Origin of the sequence: Scytonema hankhaensis NUACC26 (assembly GCF_045865695.1) — a bacterium.
Lineage (GTDB): Bacteria > Cyanobacteriota > Cyanobacteriia > Cyanobacteriales > Nostocaceae > Scytonema.
The window spans coordinates 92686-106741 of the sequence record NZ_BAACAP010000253.1 but is presented as its reverse complement, the minus strand read 5'-3'; the positions used below and the strand labels follow the sequence as shown (position 1 = coordinate 106741).

The window sequence follows — 14056 nt, the reverse complement described above, 5'->3', positions numbered from 1 at the left end:
GCATCCTGCCCGCCATTTATAAATCTTCAAAAATTCCTGTGGTGCGGGCATCCTGCCCGCCCTTTCAAAGGGACGGGCGAGGACGCCCATCCCACAAGATGGAATAATTGATTTTTTACAATTCCCTTAAGTGGTGATTTATGCCCTACAGTCAAATTACTCTCAGACAATTGGTTGATGAATTTAACTTAACCCTAGAAGAAAAGACTAGACTGTTCCCAAACGTGCAGCCTGTATTGCCTACTGAGCTATTATCCATGACTTTGCAGGAGACTTTACCTTTGGCTACAGCAATTAACAGCGAAAAAGCTCGTGCAGAACTGATTATTGCTCCAGTATTGCTAGAAGTCAAACGAAAAATGAATTATCAAATTGGATTATTTTCTGGGAACGACTTCACAGTCGATCCATCACGAGGGTTAAATGGTTCTCCAGATTTCTTGATTACTAAGAGTTCAGAGCAATATTATATTAGCGCACCAGTTATGACGATAGTTGAAGCTAAGAACGAGAATATTAATCTTGGCTTGGGACAGTGTGGTGCTGAAATGTTAGCAGCACAAATATTTAACGAGCGAGAAAATTCTCCAGTAGATTCTATTTACGGTTGTGTAACAACTGGTGTCTTGTGGAAATTTTTACGTTTAAAATATCAAACTCTGTTTATCGACATCACAGAAATACCAATTGAACCAGTGGAACGATTATTGGGGATTTTGTTACAAATTCTGTCTTGAGCATTGAGCATTTAAATTTACCCCCCTTAGTCCCCCCGATGGATTGGGGGGAAACTGAAAATCAAGTTCCCTCCCCAAGGCATCGGGGAGGGTTAGGGTGGGGTAAAGCGGAAAGGGAGTAGCTATTGTCATTGCGCAATCCCCATAACATTAATTGACAAGCTGACCGATTTTCAATGGCTTCTGTATCTCAATCGTGCTAAACCGCCATGTTAAAACGGTAGCTGCTAAAGCAAGACCAATAACAAAGCCCCACCATAAGCCAACGCCACCAAACCCCAACAACAAACCAAGCGTGTAACCACAAGTTAAGCCAATACCCCAATATGCTAAAGCACCAATCAAAAGGGGAATTCTGGTATCCTTTAATCCTCGCAATGCACCAGCCGCACCCACTTGAATGCCGTCTGCAATTTGGAACATTGCTGCTACTCCCAGAAGTTGCTTTGCCAAACTAACGACAGCAGCATTCTTTGGATTGGTAGTATCAATATAAAGCGATACAATCCTCTCTGGAAATACCCAGAACAAGATGCCCATAACTGCCATGAATGTTGCACCCAAGCCAATACCGACAAATCCAGCAAGTCGCGCCCCTTGAGGATTTTCTTGCCCCACGAATTGCCCAACTCTTACAGTTGTTGCTATTGAAAGTCCAACTGGAATCATAAAGGTTAGAACTGCCGTCTGAAAAGCAATTTGATGGGCTGCTAGTGTAACTGTTCCCAATTGTCCCATTAAAAAAGTGACGCAGGTGAAAAACCCGCCTTCTAGTATTGCTAATACGCCAATGGGTACGCCGACTCGCACCAATTCCCAAAAAACTTTGCTTTCAAATTGATGCAATGCTGAAAATGCATAATAAATTCGTAGTTGAGGGTGGCTGAGGATGTAAATTGCCAAAGCCGCAAACATTGCCCAAAAGGATAAAGCGCTTGAATAGCCAATTCCTGCTAAACCTAATGCCGGAAATCCATATTTCCCAAACATTAAAATATAGTTACCTACAATGTTAAGTAATGTACCACCTATTACGATCGCTATCACAGGACGAGGTTGTGATAGGGCTGAGACAAAACTTCTCAGCACGGCAAAGCTTAGTCCGGGAAGACAACCCCAGGCGATCGCCTTCAAATACACTTCTGCTAATGCCACCGTTTTAGGCTCTTGTCCAAAAAAGAGCAGCAGCGTTCCACCATTCCAAACAATCAGCGTTATCGGAACTGCCAAAATAAGTGATAACAATAAACCTTGTCGTACCACCCGACTCACTTGCTCGACTTGTCCGGCTCCGTAAGCTTCCGCAGCAAGTGGGCTAACTGAGGAAACGATTGCAGAACCCATATACATTAGTACTTGAAATATAGATGCTCCCAATGCTCCTGCTGCAATGATTTGGCTTCCGAGCATGCCCGTCATGACTGTATCAACAAACGTTGTTGCTCCTTGAGATAGCTGTGCTCCGGCTAGAGGAACTGCTAACACCAGACACTCTTTAATTTCGGCGATGACCCTGGATTTTGATATTGTGTAACTCATAGGAACTATGAAAGTTCTCCCGAACGTTTGTCCTCCTTCTAAATCATATTGATTATGAATATGATTTAGAAGAATGGAGTTACATTGTAGCTTAATACTACAAAACTATCATCTCAACATTAAAAACATCCGCGAAATTTTTTGCTACTTGAGCACGTATCTCGGAACAAGCTATATTGGGAAGCCATTCGGCTAAACTACCCACAGGTTTATCAGCAATACCACAAGGGACAATACGTTGAAATCCTGTTAAATCGGGACAAACGTTTAATGAGAAACCGTGCATGGTAATCCAACGGCTGACTTTAATCCCAATTGCTGCCACTTTTCGTCCTTCAAGCCACACTCCAGTGAATCCTGGATTGCGTTCCCCTGCTAACCCGTAGAAGTTTAATGTCATTATTAGCACTTCTTCGAGTTGCCGCAAGTACCAATGGAGGTCTTTACGGTAATAATGCAAGTTTAAAATTGGATACCCAACGAGTTGTCCGGGACAGTGATAAGTTATTTCACCACCTCTTTCAACCCGATGAATTTCATACTGGCTTTTGCTGGGGTCAAACTTGAGAAATTCTGGGTTTGCTCCTTGTCCCAAAGTATAGACGGGTGGGTGTTCTAGCAATATCAGCACGTCATCTAGATGAGCGTTGTTAACACGTTCCATTTGAAGTTGACGCTGCCAATTCAGTACTTCTACGTAGGGTCTTACTTCTTGGCTATATAATAAACATCGGCGTTTTCTCGAAAACATACTACGGATTATTTAAAAAATCAAGTAGCGGAAGAATAAAATGTATTTCATGTTACCAACTAGGTAACAGAAATTGTCAAGCTATGCAAAGGATTTTAAAGGAAAGTCACGGGAATTGGTTTTCCAGAATACGAGATGCTAGTTTTGATATATTAACCTCAATGGTGTTGGGAGGAATTCTCTGCAGTAACCGTCACGCCAAAATATATAGTTAAGAATGAACACCGATGATGACGCCCAAGCGATCGACAGCATAAAATAGAAAAAATCTGTAAAAACTGGTTTTTTTCTTAAAAGGCAAAAAGTCACTGAAGAAGCTTAATCTACGATGTATGCGCCAATTCTAATTGCTTTTCAATCAATTGGTAACATTGGTAAAATATTGTAGGTTATTTTGAGCTACAGATTTTCTGAAACTCTGGCTTCAGTGAGCATCTCGGAAGGTGTCACACCAGTACTATTTGTTCTGGCAACACTGTTAGACCTTACCGCAATTCCTTTTCATCCAAACCAATATTTACATACAGCATTGAGCGGGAGAGTTTACATGAAGCTTGTCATCCACGGCAAAAATATTGAAATTACCGAAGCGATTAGGGATTACGTGCATCAAAAAATTGAGAAGGCGGTAAATCATTTTCAAAACATCACAAACGAAGTGGATGTCCATTTAAGCGTAGCTCGCAACCCTAGAGTTAGTCCAAAGCAATCGGCTGAAGTCACCATTTACGCAAATGGCAATGTCATCCGTGCAGAGGAAAACAGCGAGAACTTGTACGCTAGTATAGATTTAGTGGCTGATAAAATAGCCCGTCAACTGCGTAAATACAAAGAACGGCGTCACGAAAAGAAAACTCATGCTCAAACGACTATTGATGGAGTCGTTCAAGAAACTGTCGTAAAAGATTTAATAGGCGATCGCACTCCCGAACTACCAGAAGAAGTAGTACGATGCAAATATTTTTCTATGCCACCAATGACTGTTGCAGAAGCTTTAGATCAACTGCAATTAGTGGGTCACGATTTTTATATGTTCCGTAATGCAGACACAGGAGAGATTAACGTCGTTTACGAACGCAATCATGGTGGATTTGGAGTCATCCAACCGCGCAATACTAACGGTCACACACATAACGGACACGCAAACGGAAAGAATGGCAAAACTGCCCACGTTGCTATGTCTGAGAAAAGGGTATAGGGATTAGGGATTAGGGATTAGGGATTGGGGATTAGGAAAAGAGAGGGGTTAATCCCAGTCCTCAGTCCCCATTGCCCCTTATCCCCAGAGGGGACCCCGAGTTCCCCTATCCCCTATCCCCTATTTTGCAGCGTTTTCAGTGCTTCTTCGACGTGTCCTTTGAAATTAAACATGGAGTCGAAGACGTATTGTACTATCCCTTCTTTGTCAATGACGTAAGTCACGCGACCTGGAAATAAACCAAAAGCGGCGGTTGCACCGTAAGATTTACGGGTTTGGTCACCTTTATCGCTCAAAAGGGTAAAGGGTAGTTGATACTTTGTGGCAAATTTTTGATGAGATTCTGGTGAGTCACCACTCACACCAATAACCTCTGCGCCAGCATTTTGAAAAACTTCATACTGGTCGCGGAAAGCACAGGATTCAGCCGTACATCCTGGTGTGTCATCTTTGGGATAAAAATACAAGATGACAGCTTTTTTGCCACGAAAATCTTTAAGGCTGATGGGTGTACCGTTTTGAGAAGGTAACGTAAAGTCGGGGGCGGTGTCGCCTACTTTAATTGGCATGGGTAGTTTAGATCTAAAACTGGAATTTATTTGATGATATTGACTTAACAAAATTTTACCTTGGATATTGGTTTGCTTCGTCTTGATTAGTAGTAGGAGGCAGAGTACTTTAGAATATCTTTTGCAATATTCTGTCTATGCGTCTGACTTCTCTTGATGTTTTTCGGGGCATCACTATCGCTGGTATGATTCTTGTTAATATGGCAAGTCTCGCCGAACCTAATGTTTATGCACCACTACTTCACGCTCAGTGGCATGGTTGTACCCCAACGGATCTGGTATTTCCCTTCTTTTTGTTTATTGTCGGTGTGGCAATGGCTTTCTCTTTGTCAAAATACACCGAAAAAAATAAACCAGATGCATCTGTTTATTGGCGGATTCTACGTCGTGCTGCTATTTTATTTGCTTTGGGAGTGCTACTGAACGGCTTTTGGAATAAGGGGGTTTGGACATTCGATTTAAGTACTATCCGTATCATGGGAGTGCTGCAGCGCATCAGTTTGTCGTACCTATTTGCTTCTCTTGCTGTCCTCAATTTACCTCGTAGGGGACAGTGGATACTAGCAGGAGTTTTGCTCGTTGGCTATTGGTTGACAATGATGTATGTACCCGTTCCCGGTTATGGTGCTGGAGTGCTAACGCGATTCGGGAATTTTGGCGCTTACGTAGATCGTTTAATTATTCCCGCAACACATTTATATAAAGGAGACGGTTTTAATAATTTAGGAGATCCAGAGGGGCTTTTTAGCACGATACCTGCCGTTGTTAGCGTCCTTATCGGTTACTTTACCGGACAGTGGATACGAAATAAAAAAGATACTCTTTCTGAAAATAGTATGGATTTAGTTCTATTTGGACTGAGTTGTGTAATTATAGGTGGAATCTGGGATTTAGCATTTCCTCTCAACAAAAAGCTATGGACTAGTTCTTACGTAATTTTTACAAGTGGTTGGGCATTATTGTTACTAGCAGCTTGTTACGAATTAATTGAAGTGCGGCGGATACGACGTTGGAGTAAACCTTTTGAAGTGATGGGATTAAATGCGATCGCCATCTTTGTTGCTTCAATTTTATTAATTAAAATCTTAGTCAGAACCAAAATTGGTGCTGGAGAACAAGCATTAAGTACTTACGAGTGGATTTATCAAAATCTTTTTGCCTCGAGTATGGGTACAGTCAATGGTTCTTTGTTGTTTGCCATTCTGACTGTTCTGTTATGGTTAGCAGTTGCTTACGTCATGTATCGACAGCGTTGGTTTGTTAAGGTGTAAAATGGGAGCATCCCAATTTGGGAAAATACCAAGCGATGTTCGTAATCGCAGCTATACAAGCCAAGTCCGCCTGCGCGGACTTTATATCTAAGTCCACGTAGGTGGACTTTGTTTGTATAGCCCCAGAATTCTATTCTGAAGGCAATGTGCCAAATTGGGATGCTCTGTAAAATTATAAGATTAGCAGTCTTTTCGCGGGATTAAGGTTAATCAATGGTTGCGGAAATCAAAGAATTTGATGCCCAGCACTGGGTCAAAACTCGTTCGTCTCTCAATTCCAACGAATCTACCTTTCTTGCTTGGAAGGGAAACATTTATGCTTTTGTTCCAGGAGAGAAGAAAAAACTTTTATTTAAAATCGTGGGTATGAGTGTCAGCAGGTGCATACCCACGGGAGAAGGTAGTTGGGATTTTACCTCTCGCGAATTGACTTACTACCTCAATCCAGAAACAGAGGAAATTTTGCACCGATGGGATAATCCTTGGACTGGTGAAACCGTTTCGGTAATGCACGTTGCAAATAATCCAGTGCAAGGTCATTTTAAAGGCAAGTTTCCCGCACCTGTTGAGGGAGAAAGCACAACTTTTGTGTTTGATATCTTTCCTGTCTACCCTAACCCACTAGGGGGAGACCCTAAATTTGCAGCTTACAGTCCTTATACGACTTATCAAGCTGCGGAGTTGTTTAAGTTAACTGTGCCAACTACAGATTTATTGAATCCCGATGTTGCATCTGTTACTGAACTAAGACTGAGTTGGGACAGGATTGGTCAATGGCTTCCCTGGATGAAGATGAGTGCTAGCCCCGGTCATCTTATATATAGTGCTTATGGTAGTAAAGTTGATGGCTTTAGAGGATTGCCACAATTGCTTCAAAATGAGATTGATGAGCGCGTTCCTTTGTATAAGAATGCACCCACAGCTTTTATGGAGGGGGAAGATATGACTTCCTGGCTTTACTTTCAAAAGCACTTTGATGCTTACTTAGCTGGAGAAAGATTTCCGTTACCAGTGACTAGTGACTAGAGACCAGTGACCAGTGACCAGTGACTAGTGACTGGAATCTTGAAGGTAAATGGCTAGTATTTTAATACGAGGTAGACAAAATAAAAGTAAGTTTCTCTCATCAAAAACTCAAATTTGCTTTTGAAACTTCGATAGCGAGTTGTAGGTGTGGGGGATGGATACGCCTCCATTCCCATATCTTGTGCCATTAATACTGCTCGTTTGAGATGCAAGGGGTCGCTAACAACTAGAAATTTTCTCAATTTCTTCTTTGAAGCAACTTCTTGGGCGTTTTTTAAGTTTTGATAAGTTGTGTGCGATTCAGTCTCTATCAAAATGTCGATTTCTTTGACTCCCCTTTCCATAGCATAGCGTTTGCCAACTATCGCTTCTGCGCGTGCTTTTTCCGCACCAATCCCTCCAGTAAAGATGATGTTACGAACTGTTCCTCTTTTATAGAGATTGATAGCATGGTTGATTCTTTCGCGAAATACTGGAGATGGTTGTTCTCCCCAAACTGCTGCCCCTAGGACGATCGCTGCATCAGCTTTGATAACATTGTTAGGATTGCCGTAAATGTAAATACTAAAAGCTGTTGTTGCAAAGACAATTAGGGTTGCAGATGCAATGCCAAGCAACACCAAGCCGAACCAGTATTTTCTTGTTTGATAACTGGGCATTGTGAGAATTCCCCGATTTCAAATTGATAAGCTTGTTAATATTTGTAACAATTCTATTAGGATTCTAACAACGTCCAAAAGTAACCATCAGGCGAAACAAAGGAAAAACTCATTTCCCCAAACTCATTAGCCACTACTGTAGTGTATTTTTGTACTGGACTTGATTTGATGCGATCGCAATATGCATCTAGCCCTTTCACTTGGTAAGTATACAAACACATTCCCAAACATCCTGGTTGTGCAAATTCAAACCGGGAATCTAATTTGACAGACTCGGGAAAACGAATGATGTAAAGTCTACCAGACCGAGCCGCTGATAAGTCTGTTTTGGAAGAACGAGGATCGTCAAAAGCTGTGACATAAAATTTTTCCTTTGGTTGGAGGTCAAAAATTTCTCTTCCTGCTAAAGAAGATTCATAACTGGTTTCCACATCATCGCGCACTCGCAGCAAACCCAAAACCTCATCATAAAATTTTAAAGTTTCTTTCGTGTCATCCTGAATCACCATACCCATATGGGTAAATTGGCTAGTTTTCAAAGCAGAACTTTCGTTAATAACCCCATAATTCGGCATAGTATAACCAAATCTCTCAAATAAAACCTGTCGCGCTAGAGGTTGTAACATCAGCATTTCTCTTACACCAACAGCAGGTTCAATAAAAGGACGGCTTTTTCTTTCTTTGTTGTAAATGACTTCCCAACGAGGGTAGGTGTACCAGATCGGCCAGCCTGCTGCTTTTGCGTCTTCTATATGATTTAGGATATTCAGTACATCGGCAGTTAGGGTAGTCGCCCAACGATTTCCCTTCACTTTCATTGACCCCATTTTCAATCCTTCATTTGTGGGGTTTTGCCAAATCATGAGACGGATCGACCCATGATCCGCATTTTGGTGATAAAGGCGAATTGAGCGTAAAGATGAATTGACACCGTAAAGTTGGTAAGCTCGCTCTGTAGGTAATTCCCCTTGCTGACCAATACGATAGCCAAACTGTTCCCAATACTGAATGGCAGAAATTGGTTCTTGAATACCAATACAGACTTCGTAGATGCCTTGAATAGTAGGTTGTCGATCTTGAGCTATGCCAGGGGAAAACATAAAATTTCGATCTAATTGACCAAAGCTATTGTCAACCTGACCTTAACGCTCTGGCAAGATTTTTTATATTGTATAAAATATCACATAAAATGCGAGCCGCAAAAATTTTGTAGAAATAACCATAAAATTTGTATTATCATAGACCCTGTTTGATTGATAAAATACAAGTAAGGTAGGCATTGTCCATTCAAAGCCTCAGTTCGCAAAATAGTTTGTCCACTTGCATGAAGATTCTAGTGGTAGAAGATAATCAGCACAATGCTCTGTTCTTAGAGAAAGCATTAAAAAGTTATAACTACCAAACCGAAGTAGTAAAAGATGGTCAGACAGCTCTTGAATTAGTAAGAGCGTTTGATTACGATCTCATTTTACTAGATGTGGTGCTTCCTGAGCTAGATGGAATTAGCGTTTGCACACAACTACGCGAAGAAGGGTTTCAAGTACCCATTATGATGATTACTGCTAAAGATAGCATATGCGATCGCGTCAAGGGATTAGAAGCAGGAGCAGATGAATATCTTGTTAAACCCTGCGAATTATCAGAATTAATGGCTAGAGTTCGAGCATTACTACGGCGAGGAAGAGAAATTCTACCGACAGTATTAACTTGGGAAAATTTACAGTTAGATGTGAATACAAACGAAGTTTCCTATAAGAAAAAGCGCGTACATCTCACACCTAAAGAATATGGTTTATTAGAGCTTTTTTTACGTAATCCGGGCAAAATATTCAGTCGTAATGAATTACTCAATCGTATTTGGCCATCCTCAGAATCTCCAGGAGAGGAAGCTGTTACAACCCAAATTAAGGGTTTGCGACAGAAACTAAAAGCAGCAGGAATAACAGCAGATGTCATTGTGACAGTATATGGGGCGGGATATCGATTAAGCGAAGAAAATAGAAAAACAAAAGAGAAGTCAAATAAGGAAGAAAATTCCACCTTGTCGGTGATATCTCCCTCATCTTCCTCTAAGGTTGAAGCAGAAGTCTTAGCTATAATGACACAAGCTTGGCAAGATTTTCGAGAGAGTTTTCTCAAAGAACGGTTTAGTTTATTTGAACGAGCACTGAGCAATTTATCAATTGAAAATCCAGATATTCCCTTGCTTAAACAAGCACAAGCAGAAGCTCATCGTTTAGCTGGCTCGTTGGGAAGTTACGGTTTCCCCTTAGGTTCAAAAGTAGCTAGAGAAATCGAATTGCTATTACAAAATTTAATAATTTGGAGGGAAAGTATAACCATATTATTAGATAGATTGCGAAATTTAATAATAATTTTTAAAAAAATATTACAAGAGCATATCTTTGATGAAGTTAAGAATAATTCTCTAGCAAAAACTACTTTTATTACTAATAATTCAGCGATTACTGAACAACGACCAAATATACTTAAGACTCCAAAAAGAGAGAATTATCTTCCATTGGAAAGCAGTGAAGAATCGAAAATAGAAGCTTTAGGTGGGATATCGGAGACACGGGAAGAATCACAAGCAAATTGGGCAGAACAATTGCAATTATTTGAGACAATACTCAATCATTTATCTATTGGTATACCAGATAGTCAATTACTCCAACAAGCACAAGCAGAAGCTCAGCGTCTAGCAAGCTCTTTTGGCAGCTATGGTTTGTTAAGAGGTTCTAAAGCTGCGCGAGAAGTCGAATTTTTGTTACAAACTGTAGCAAATTGGAAACAACATACAGCTTTATTATTAAATAGATTTGAAAAACTAACAATATTACTAAAAGAGATTTTACAGCAACAACCATATGTACCTGTAACTCCTATTATTCCTCAATTATCATCAACAAAATTACTCATTGTTGACTATGACACTGTGCTCACAGAACGTATTAGACAAGAAGCAGCCACTCAGGGCTTGCAGGTTGAGGTGGCAACAAATCTTACTCTGGCAAAAAGTATCATTGCTTCACAGCCTCCAAATGTTATTTTGTTAGATATTGCTCTTGGTAATAGTTATGAGAATGGCTTAAACTTTTTAGCCCAGCTTATAGAAGAAAAACCCGAACTTCCCGTTATAGTTTTTACAAAATTAGACCAATTAAATTATCGTGTAGAAGTTGCACGCCTTGGAGCATATACTTTTTTACAAAAAAATACACCTGTTGATGAAGTGATTTCCAGAATTACAGAAGCTGTTAATCCATCTTATGTTAATAAAGCAAAAGTTTTGATTGTAGATGACGACCCGTTAATACTTTCTCATATCAAAACATTACTATTACCTAGGGAACTTCAAGTCACAACCCTACAATTTCCTCAACAATTTTGGAACACATTAGAAGCGACAAATCCCGATCTACTTATTTTAGATATTGAAATGCCAGATTTTAATGGGATTGAGTTATGTCAAACAGTACGTAACGATCGCCATTGGAATAGGTTACCTATATTATTTCTTTCCGTACATTCAGACGTAAAAATTGTGCATCAAGTTTATGCAGTTGGAGCAGACGATTACGTACAGAAACCAATTGTAGAACAGGAATTAATGACTCGGATTCTTAATCGTTTAGAACGAAAAAAATAATAAATGCCCATATTCAATAGATATCTCCAGAAAAAATGTAAGGGCGCAATGCCTTGCGCCCCTATCAAGACTTTCGAGTAATGCATAATTAATTTCTAGAGATGTTTAATAATAAATAACAACTACTCCCTTTCCGCTCTAAAATTACCGATCTTTGTAGGTGGGGCTATGCCCTACAAAGCGCGAATGGTAGGCAATGCCCACCCTACTTAGGTAATCTTGTGGTAAGAAGCGAGTAACAACTAACAACTAACAAATGTGCAATAATACAGAATTAGCAAATATTAATCAACAACTTACCCTAGCCCTAGAAGCAGCTAATATGGGCATTTGGGATTGGGATGTGTTAACTAACCGCGTTATTTGGTCAATCGGTCACGAACAACTGTTTGGGCTATCAGAAGGAACTTTTCTAGGAACTTACAACGCTGTTATGGATTGTATTCATCCAGATGACCGAGAAAAGGTAACCTTATCTTTGGAGCAAGCTCGGATTTCTAGGCATAATTTTCATCAAGAATTTCGCGTGATTTGGGCGGATGGTAGTGTACATTGGATGGAATCAAAGGGCAAATGTATCTATAACAATGAAGAGCAAGCAATGCGAATGTTAGGCACTGTTATGGAAATTACCGAGAGAAAACAAGCAGAACTTGCACTGAAAGAAAGTGAGGAGAGGTTTCGACTGCTAGCGGAAACTATCCAAGATGTTTTTTGGATTGCAAATACAGCAAATTCTGAAGTTTTGTATGTTAGTCCCGCATATGAAAAAATCTGGGGACGCTCAAGCGAAAGCTTGTATGCCAATAATCGAGAATGGATGGATAATATTCATCCAGAAGAACGAGAGTATGTGGAAGCAGTTTTTTATAGCAAAGTTCTTGAAGGAAATTATGATGAAGAGTATCGGATCGTTCTTCCTGATGGAACGGTACGGTGGATTCGAGCTCGGGTGTACGCAATTAAGGATGAGAGTGGAGAATTTCAGCGATTGGTCGGAATTGCACAGGATATTAGCTATCGCAAACAAGCAGAAGCAAGCCTTCAGCAACTTAATGAAGAATTAGAAATGCGAGTTCAACAACGAACTCACGAACTAGAAGCTTCTCAAGCTACTTTACAGCAGCTTTATCAACAACTACAAGCAGAACTTTACGAACGTCAACGAGTAGAAGTTGCCCTACGGGGTAGTGAAAATCTATTTCGCTCTCTCTGCGAATTTGCACCCGTAGGTATTTTCAAAGCCGATCCACAAGGAAACAATATTTACTCAAACCCCTGCTGTCAAATAATTGGTGGCTTTACCTTAGAAGAAGGTTTAGGGGACGGCTGGATGCAATTTATTCACCCTAAAGACTTAGATACTATCGTGCCTCAGTTAAATGCAACAATAGCAGTACCCCAAAAATTCTCCTGTCAGTTTCGTGCTCTTCATCGAGATGGAACAATACGATTTTGCCAAATGAAATCCGTTCCAATAATTTCTGAGTTAGGCGAACTTATAGGTCATGTTGGCACAGTAGAAGATATTACAGAATATCGAGCAATTGAGAAAATGAAAGATGAGTTTATCTCCATTGTCAGCCACGAACTTCGCACTCCTCTTTCATCAATTCGCGGTTCTTTAGGGCTTCTTGCTGCTGGAGTTTTCAACGAGCAACCAGAAATTGCTCAACAAATGCTAGCCATTGCCACGAGCGATACAGAACGTTTAGTTAGGTTGGTGAATGACATTCTGGATTTAGAACGCTTAGAATCCAACAAAGTCGTTTTAGTTAAACAGCAGTGTAATGCTGGCACACTCATGCAACAATCCGTAGAAACTTTACAATCTTTAGCAGTAGAACGTGATATTACTCTTTCGATCTTGCCTGCTTCTGTAGAAATATGGGCAGATCCAGACAAAATTCTTCAAACTCTTATTAATTTAGTTAGCAATGCCATTAAATTTTCTCCTCCAAACAGTCAGGTTATCCTAAGTGTTGAAGATTTACCGGATTGCGTTTTGTTTAAAGTTCAAGATTGGGGACGAGGCATTCCTCAAGATAAGCTAGAGGTAATTTTTAGACGTTTTCAACAAGTTGATGCGAGTGATTCGCGCCAAAAGGGAGGCACTGGTTTGGGTCTAGCTATCTGTCACGCGATCGTACAGCAACATGGTGGTAGAATTTGGGCAGAAAGTGTTTTAGGTCAAGGTAGCGTTTTTAACTTTACCGTTCCTAAAGTATCCCGGAACTAAGGTTATCTTTATGTCAGCAAAACGCATTTTGATTATTGATGATGAAAAAAACCTGTGTACTGTAATTAGGGCTAGTTTGGAAAAAATCGGACGTTGGCAAGTTCTGACAGCTTTATCTGGGATTGAGGGATTGAGAACAGCACAAACCGAACAACCGGATGCTGTTTTACTAGACGTGATGATGCCGGATATAGATGGTTTAGCACTCTTCGAGCGATTACAAAGTCATCCTGTGACCCAAAAAATTCCTGTTATTTTGCTCACAGCTAAAGTCCAGAGAGTCGATTTAGAGCGATTTACCAAGTTAGGGGTTGCAGCGGTTATTGCTAAACCATTCGATCCTCTAAAGCTACCATATCAGATTGCTGACATACTTAAGTGGGTTTAGAGAGTTTTATGACTAGCCTCTACCCTCAGA

General features: G+C 40.4%; 12 protein-coding genes. 7 read left to right on the top strand and 5 right to left on the bottom strand.

The genetic code is table 11. The features are described from left to right. The first annotated feature begins 140 nt into the window (after positions 1 to 140). Entirely contained in the window at positions 141 to 737 is a 597-nt protein-coding gene (locus ACKTT2_RS49830) for a hypothetical protein (protein WP_407900550.1), read from the top strand. Positions 738 to 887: 150 nt separating this feature from the next. Here ACKTT2_RS49830 and ACKTT2_RS49825 read toward each other — a convergent pair whose 3' ends face one another. Continuing rightward, entirely contained in the window at positions 888 to 2276 is a 1389-nt protein-coding gene (locus tag ACKTT2_RS49825) for an MATE family efflux transporter (RefSeq protein ID WP_407900549.1), read from the bottom strand. Positions 2277 to 2373: 97 nt separating this feature from the next. Continuing rightward, entirely contained in the window at positions 2374 to 3027 is a 654-nt protein-coding gene (gene lipB, locus ACKTT2_RS49820) for a lipoyl(octanoyl) transferase LipB (RefSeq protein WP_407900548.1), read from the bottom strand. A 547-nt stretch (positions 3028 to 3574) separates the two neighbouring features. Here lipB and hpf point away from each other — a divergent pair. Then, positions 3575 to 4225 carry a ribosome hibernation-promoting factor, HPF/YfiA family gene (gene hpf / locus ACKTT2_RS49815; RefSeq protein ID WP_407900623.1) on the top strand — a complete coding sequence of 217 codons (651 nt, stop codon included), beginning with the start codon at positions 3575 to 3577 and terminating at the stop codon, positions 4223 to 4225. Between the two features lie 113 nt (positions 4226 to 4338). Here the strand turns inward: hpf and ACKTT2_RS49810 are convergent, their stop codons facing one another. Then, complete coding sequence (locus ACKTT2_RS49810; protein WP_407900547.1) at positions 4339 to 4794, bottom strand: peroxiredoxin; 456 nt, start codon at positions 4792 to 4794, stop codon at positions 4339 to 4341. Positions 4795 to 4931: 137 nt separating this feature from the next. Between ACKTT2_RS49810 and ACKTT2_RS49805 the strand changes: the two genes are divergently transcribed. Together ACKTT2_RS49805 and ACKTT2_RS49800 are read left to right on the top strand one after the other, a co-directional pair. Further along, positions 4932 to 6065, top strand: coding sequence for an acyltransferase family protein (locus tag ACKTT2_RS49805; protein ID WP_407900546.1), 1134 nt, complete (start codon positions 4932 to 4934; stop codon positions 6063 to 6065). 213 nt (positions 6066 to 6278) lie between these two features. Then, a complete protein-coding gene (locus tag ACKTT2_RS49800) occupies positions 6279 to 7091 on the top strand; it encodes a DUF1838 domain-containing protein (RefSeq protein WP_407900545.1) in 813 nt (270 codons plus the stop codon). A gap of 53 nt (positions 7092 to 7144) precedes the next feature. Here the strand turns inward: ACKTT2_RS49800 and ACKTT2_RS49795 are convergent, their stop codons facing one another. After that, positions 7145 to 7750, bottom strand: a complete 606-nt coding sequence (locus ACKTT2_RS49795; protein WP_407900544.1) for a YdcF family protein — start codon at positions 7748 to 7750, stop codon at positions 7145 to 7147. A 56-nt stretch (positions 7751 to 7806) separates the two neighbouring features. Continuing rightward, positions 7807 to 8850 carry a VOC family protein gene (locus ACKTT2_RS49790; protein ID WP_407900543.1) on the bottom strand — a complete coding sequence of 348 codons (1044 nt, stop codon included), beginning with the start codon at positions 8848 to 8850 and terminating at the stop codon, positions 7807 to 7809. A 224-nt stretch (positions 8851 to 9074) separates the two neighbouring features. On the opposite strand from ACKTT2_RS49790, the gene ACKTT2_RS49785 reads away from it, so the two are divergent. The 3 genes from ACKTT2_RS49785 to ACKTT2_RS49775 all read left to right on the top strand — a co-directional run bounded on the left by ACKTT2_RS49785 (position 9075) and on the right by ACKTT2_RS49775 (position 14026). Continuing rightward, complete coding sequence (locus ACKTT2_RS49785; RefSeq protein ID WP_407900542.1) at positions 9075 to 11399, top strand: response regulator; 2325 nt, start codon at positions 9075 to 9077, stop codon at positions 11397 to 11399. A 256-nt stretch (positions 11400 to 11655) separates the two neighbouring features. Beyond that, the gene (locus ACKTT2_RS49780) at positions 11656 to 13638 is read left to right on the top strand and encodes a PAS domain-containing protein (protein WP_407900541.1); all 1983 of its coding nucleotides are present in this window, start codon (positions 11656 to 11658) and stop codon (positions 13636 to 13638) included. A 10-nt stretch (positions 13639 to 13648) separates the two neighbouring features. Beyond that, positions 13649 to 14026: a response regulator gene (locus ACKTT2_RS49775; RefSeq protein ID WP_407900540.1), complete on the top strand. Its 378-nt coding sequence runs from the start codon at positions 13649 to 13651 to the stop codon at positions 14024 to 14026. Positions 14027 to 14056 lie beyond the last annotated feature (30 nt).

What these genes read in the sequence shown, in the direction of transcription:
- ACKTT2_RS49830 (WP_407900550.1), top strand. Translation starts at nt 141, where the DNA reads ATGCCCTACAGTCAAATTACTCTCAGACAATTGGTTGATGAATTTAAC.
- ACKTT2_RS49825 (WP_407900549.1), bottom strand. Translation starts at nt 2,276, where the DNA reads ATGAGTTACACAATATCAAAATCCAGGGTCATCGCCGAAATTAAAGAG.
- lipB (WP_407900548.1), bottom strand. Translation starts at nt 3,027, where the DNA reads ATGTTTTCGAGAAAACGCCGATGTTTATTATATAGCCAAGAAGTAAGA.
- hpf (WP_407900623.1), top strand. Translation starts at nt 3,575, where the DNA reads ATGAAGCTTGTCATCCACGGCAAAAATATTGAAATTACCGAAGCGATT.
- ACKTT2_RS49810 (WP_407900547.1), bottom strand. Translation starts at nt 4,794, where the DNA reads ATGCCAATTAAAGTAGGCGACACCGCCCCCGACTTTACGTTACCTTCT.
- ACKTT2_RS49805 (WP_407900546.1), top strand. Translation starts at nt 4,932, where the DNA reads ATGCGTCTGACTTCTCTTGATGTTTTTCGGGGCATCACTATCGCTGGT.
- ACKTT2_RS49800 (WP_407900545.1), top strand. Translation starts at nt 6,279, where the DNA reads ATGGTTGCGGAAATCAAAGAATTTGATGCCCAGCACTGGGTCAAAACT.
- ACKTT2_RS49795 (WP_407900544.1), bottom strand. Translation starts at nt 7,750, where the DNA reads ATGCCCAGTTATCAAACAAGAAAATACTGGTTCGGCTTGGTGTTGCTT.
- ACKTT2_RS49790 (WP_407900543.1), bottom strand. Translation starts at nt 8,850, where the DNA reads ATGTTTTCCCCTGGCATAGCTCAAGATCGACAACCTACTATTCAAGGC.
- ACKTT2_RS49785 (WP_407900542.1), top strand. Translation starts at nt 9,075, where the DNA reads ATGAAGATTCTAGTGGTAGAAGATAATCAGCACAATGCTCTGTTCTTA.
- ACKTT2_RS49780 (WP_407900541.1), top strand. Translation starts at nt 11,656, where the DNA reads ATGTGCAATAATACAGAATTAGCAAATATTAATCAACAACTTACCCTA.
- ACKTT2_RS49775 (WP_407900540.1), top strand. Translation starts at nt 13,649, where the DNA reads ATGTCAGCAAAACGCATTTTGATTATTGATGATGAAAAAAACCTGTGT.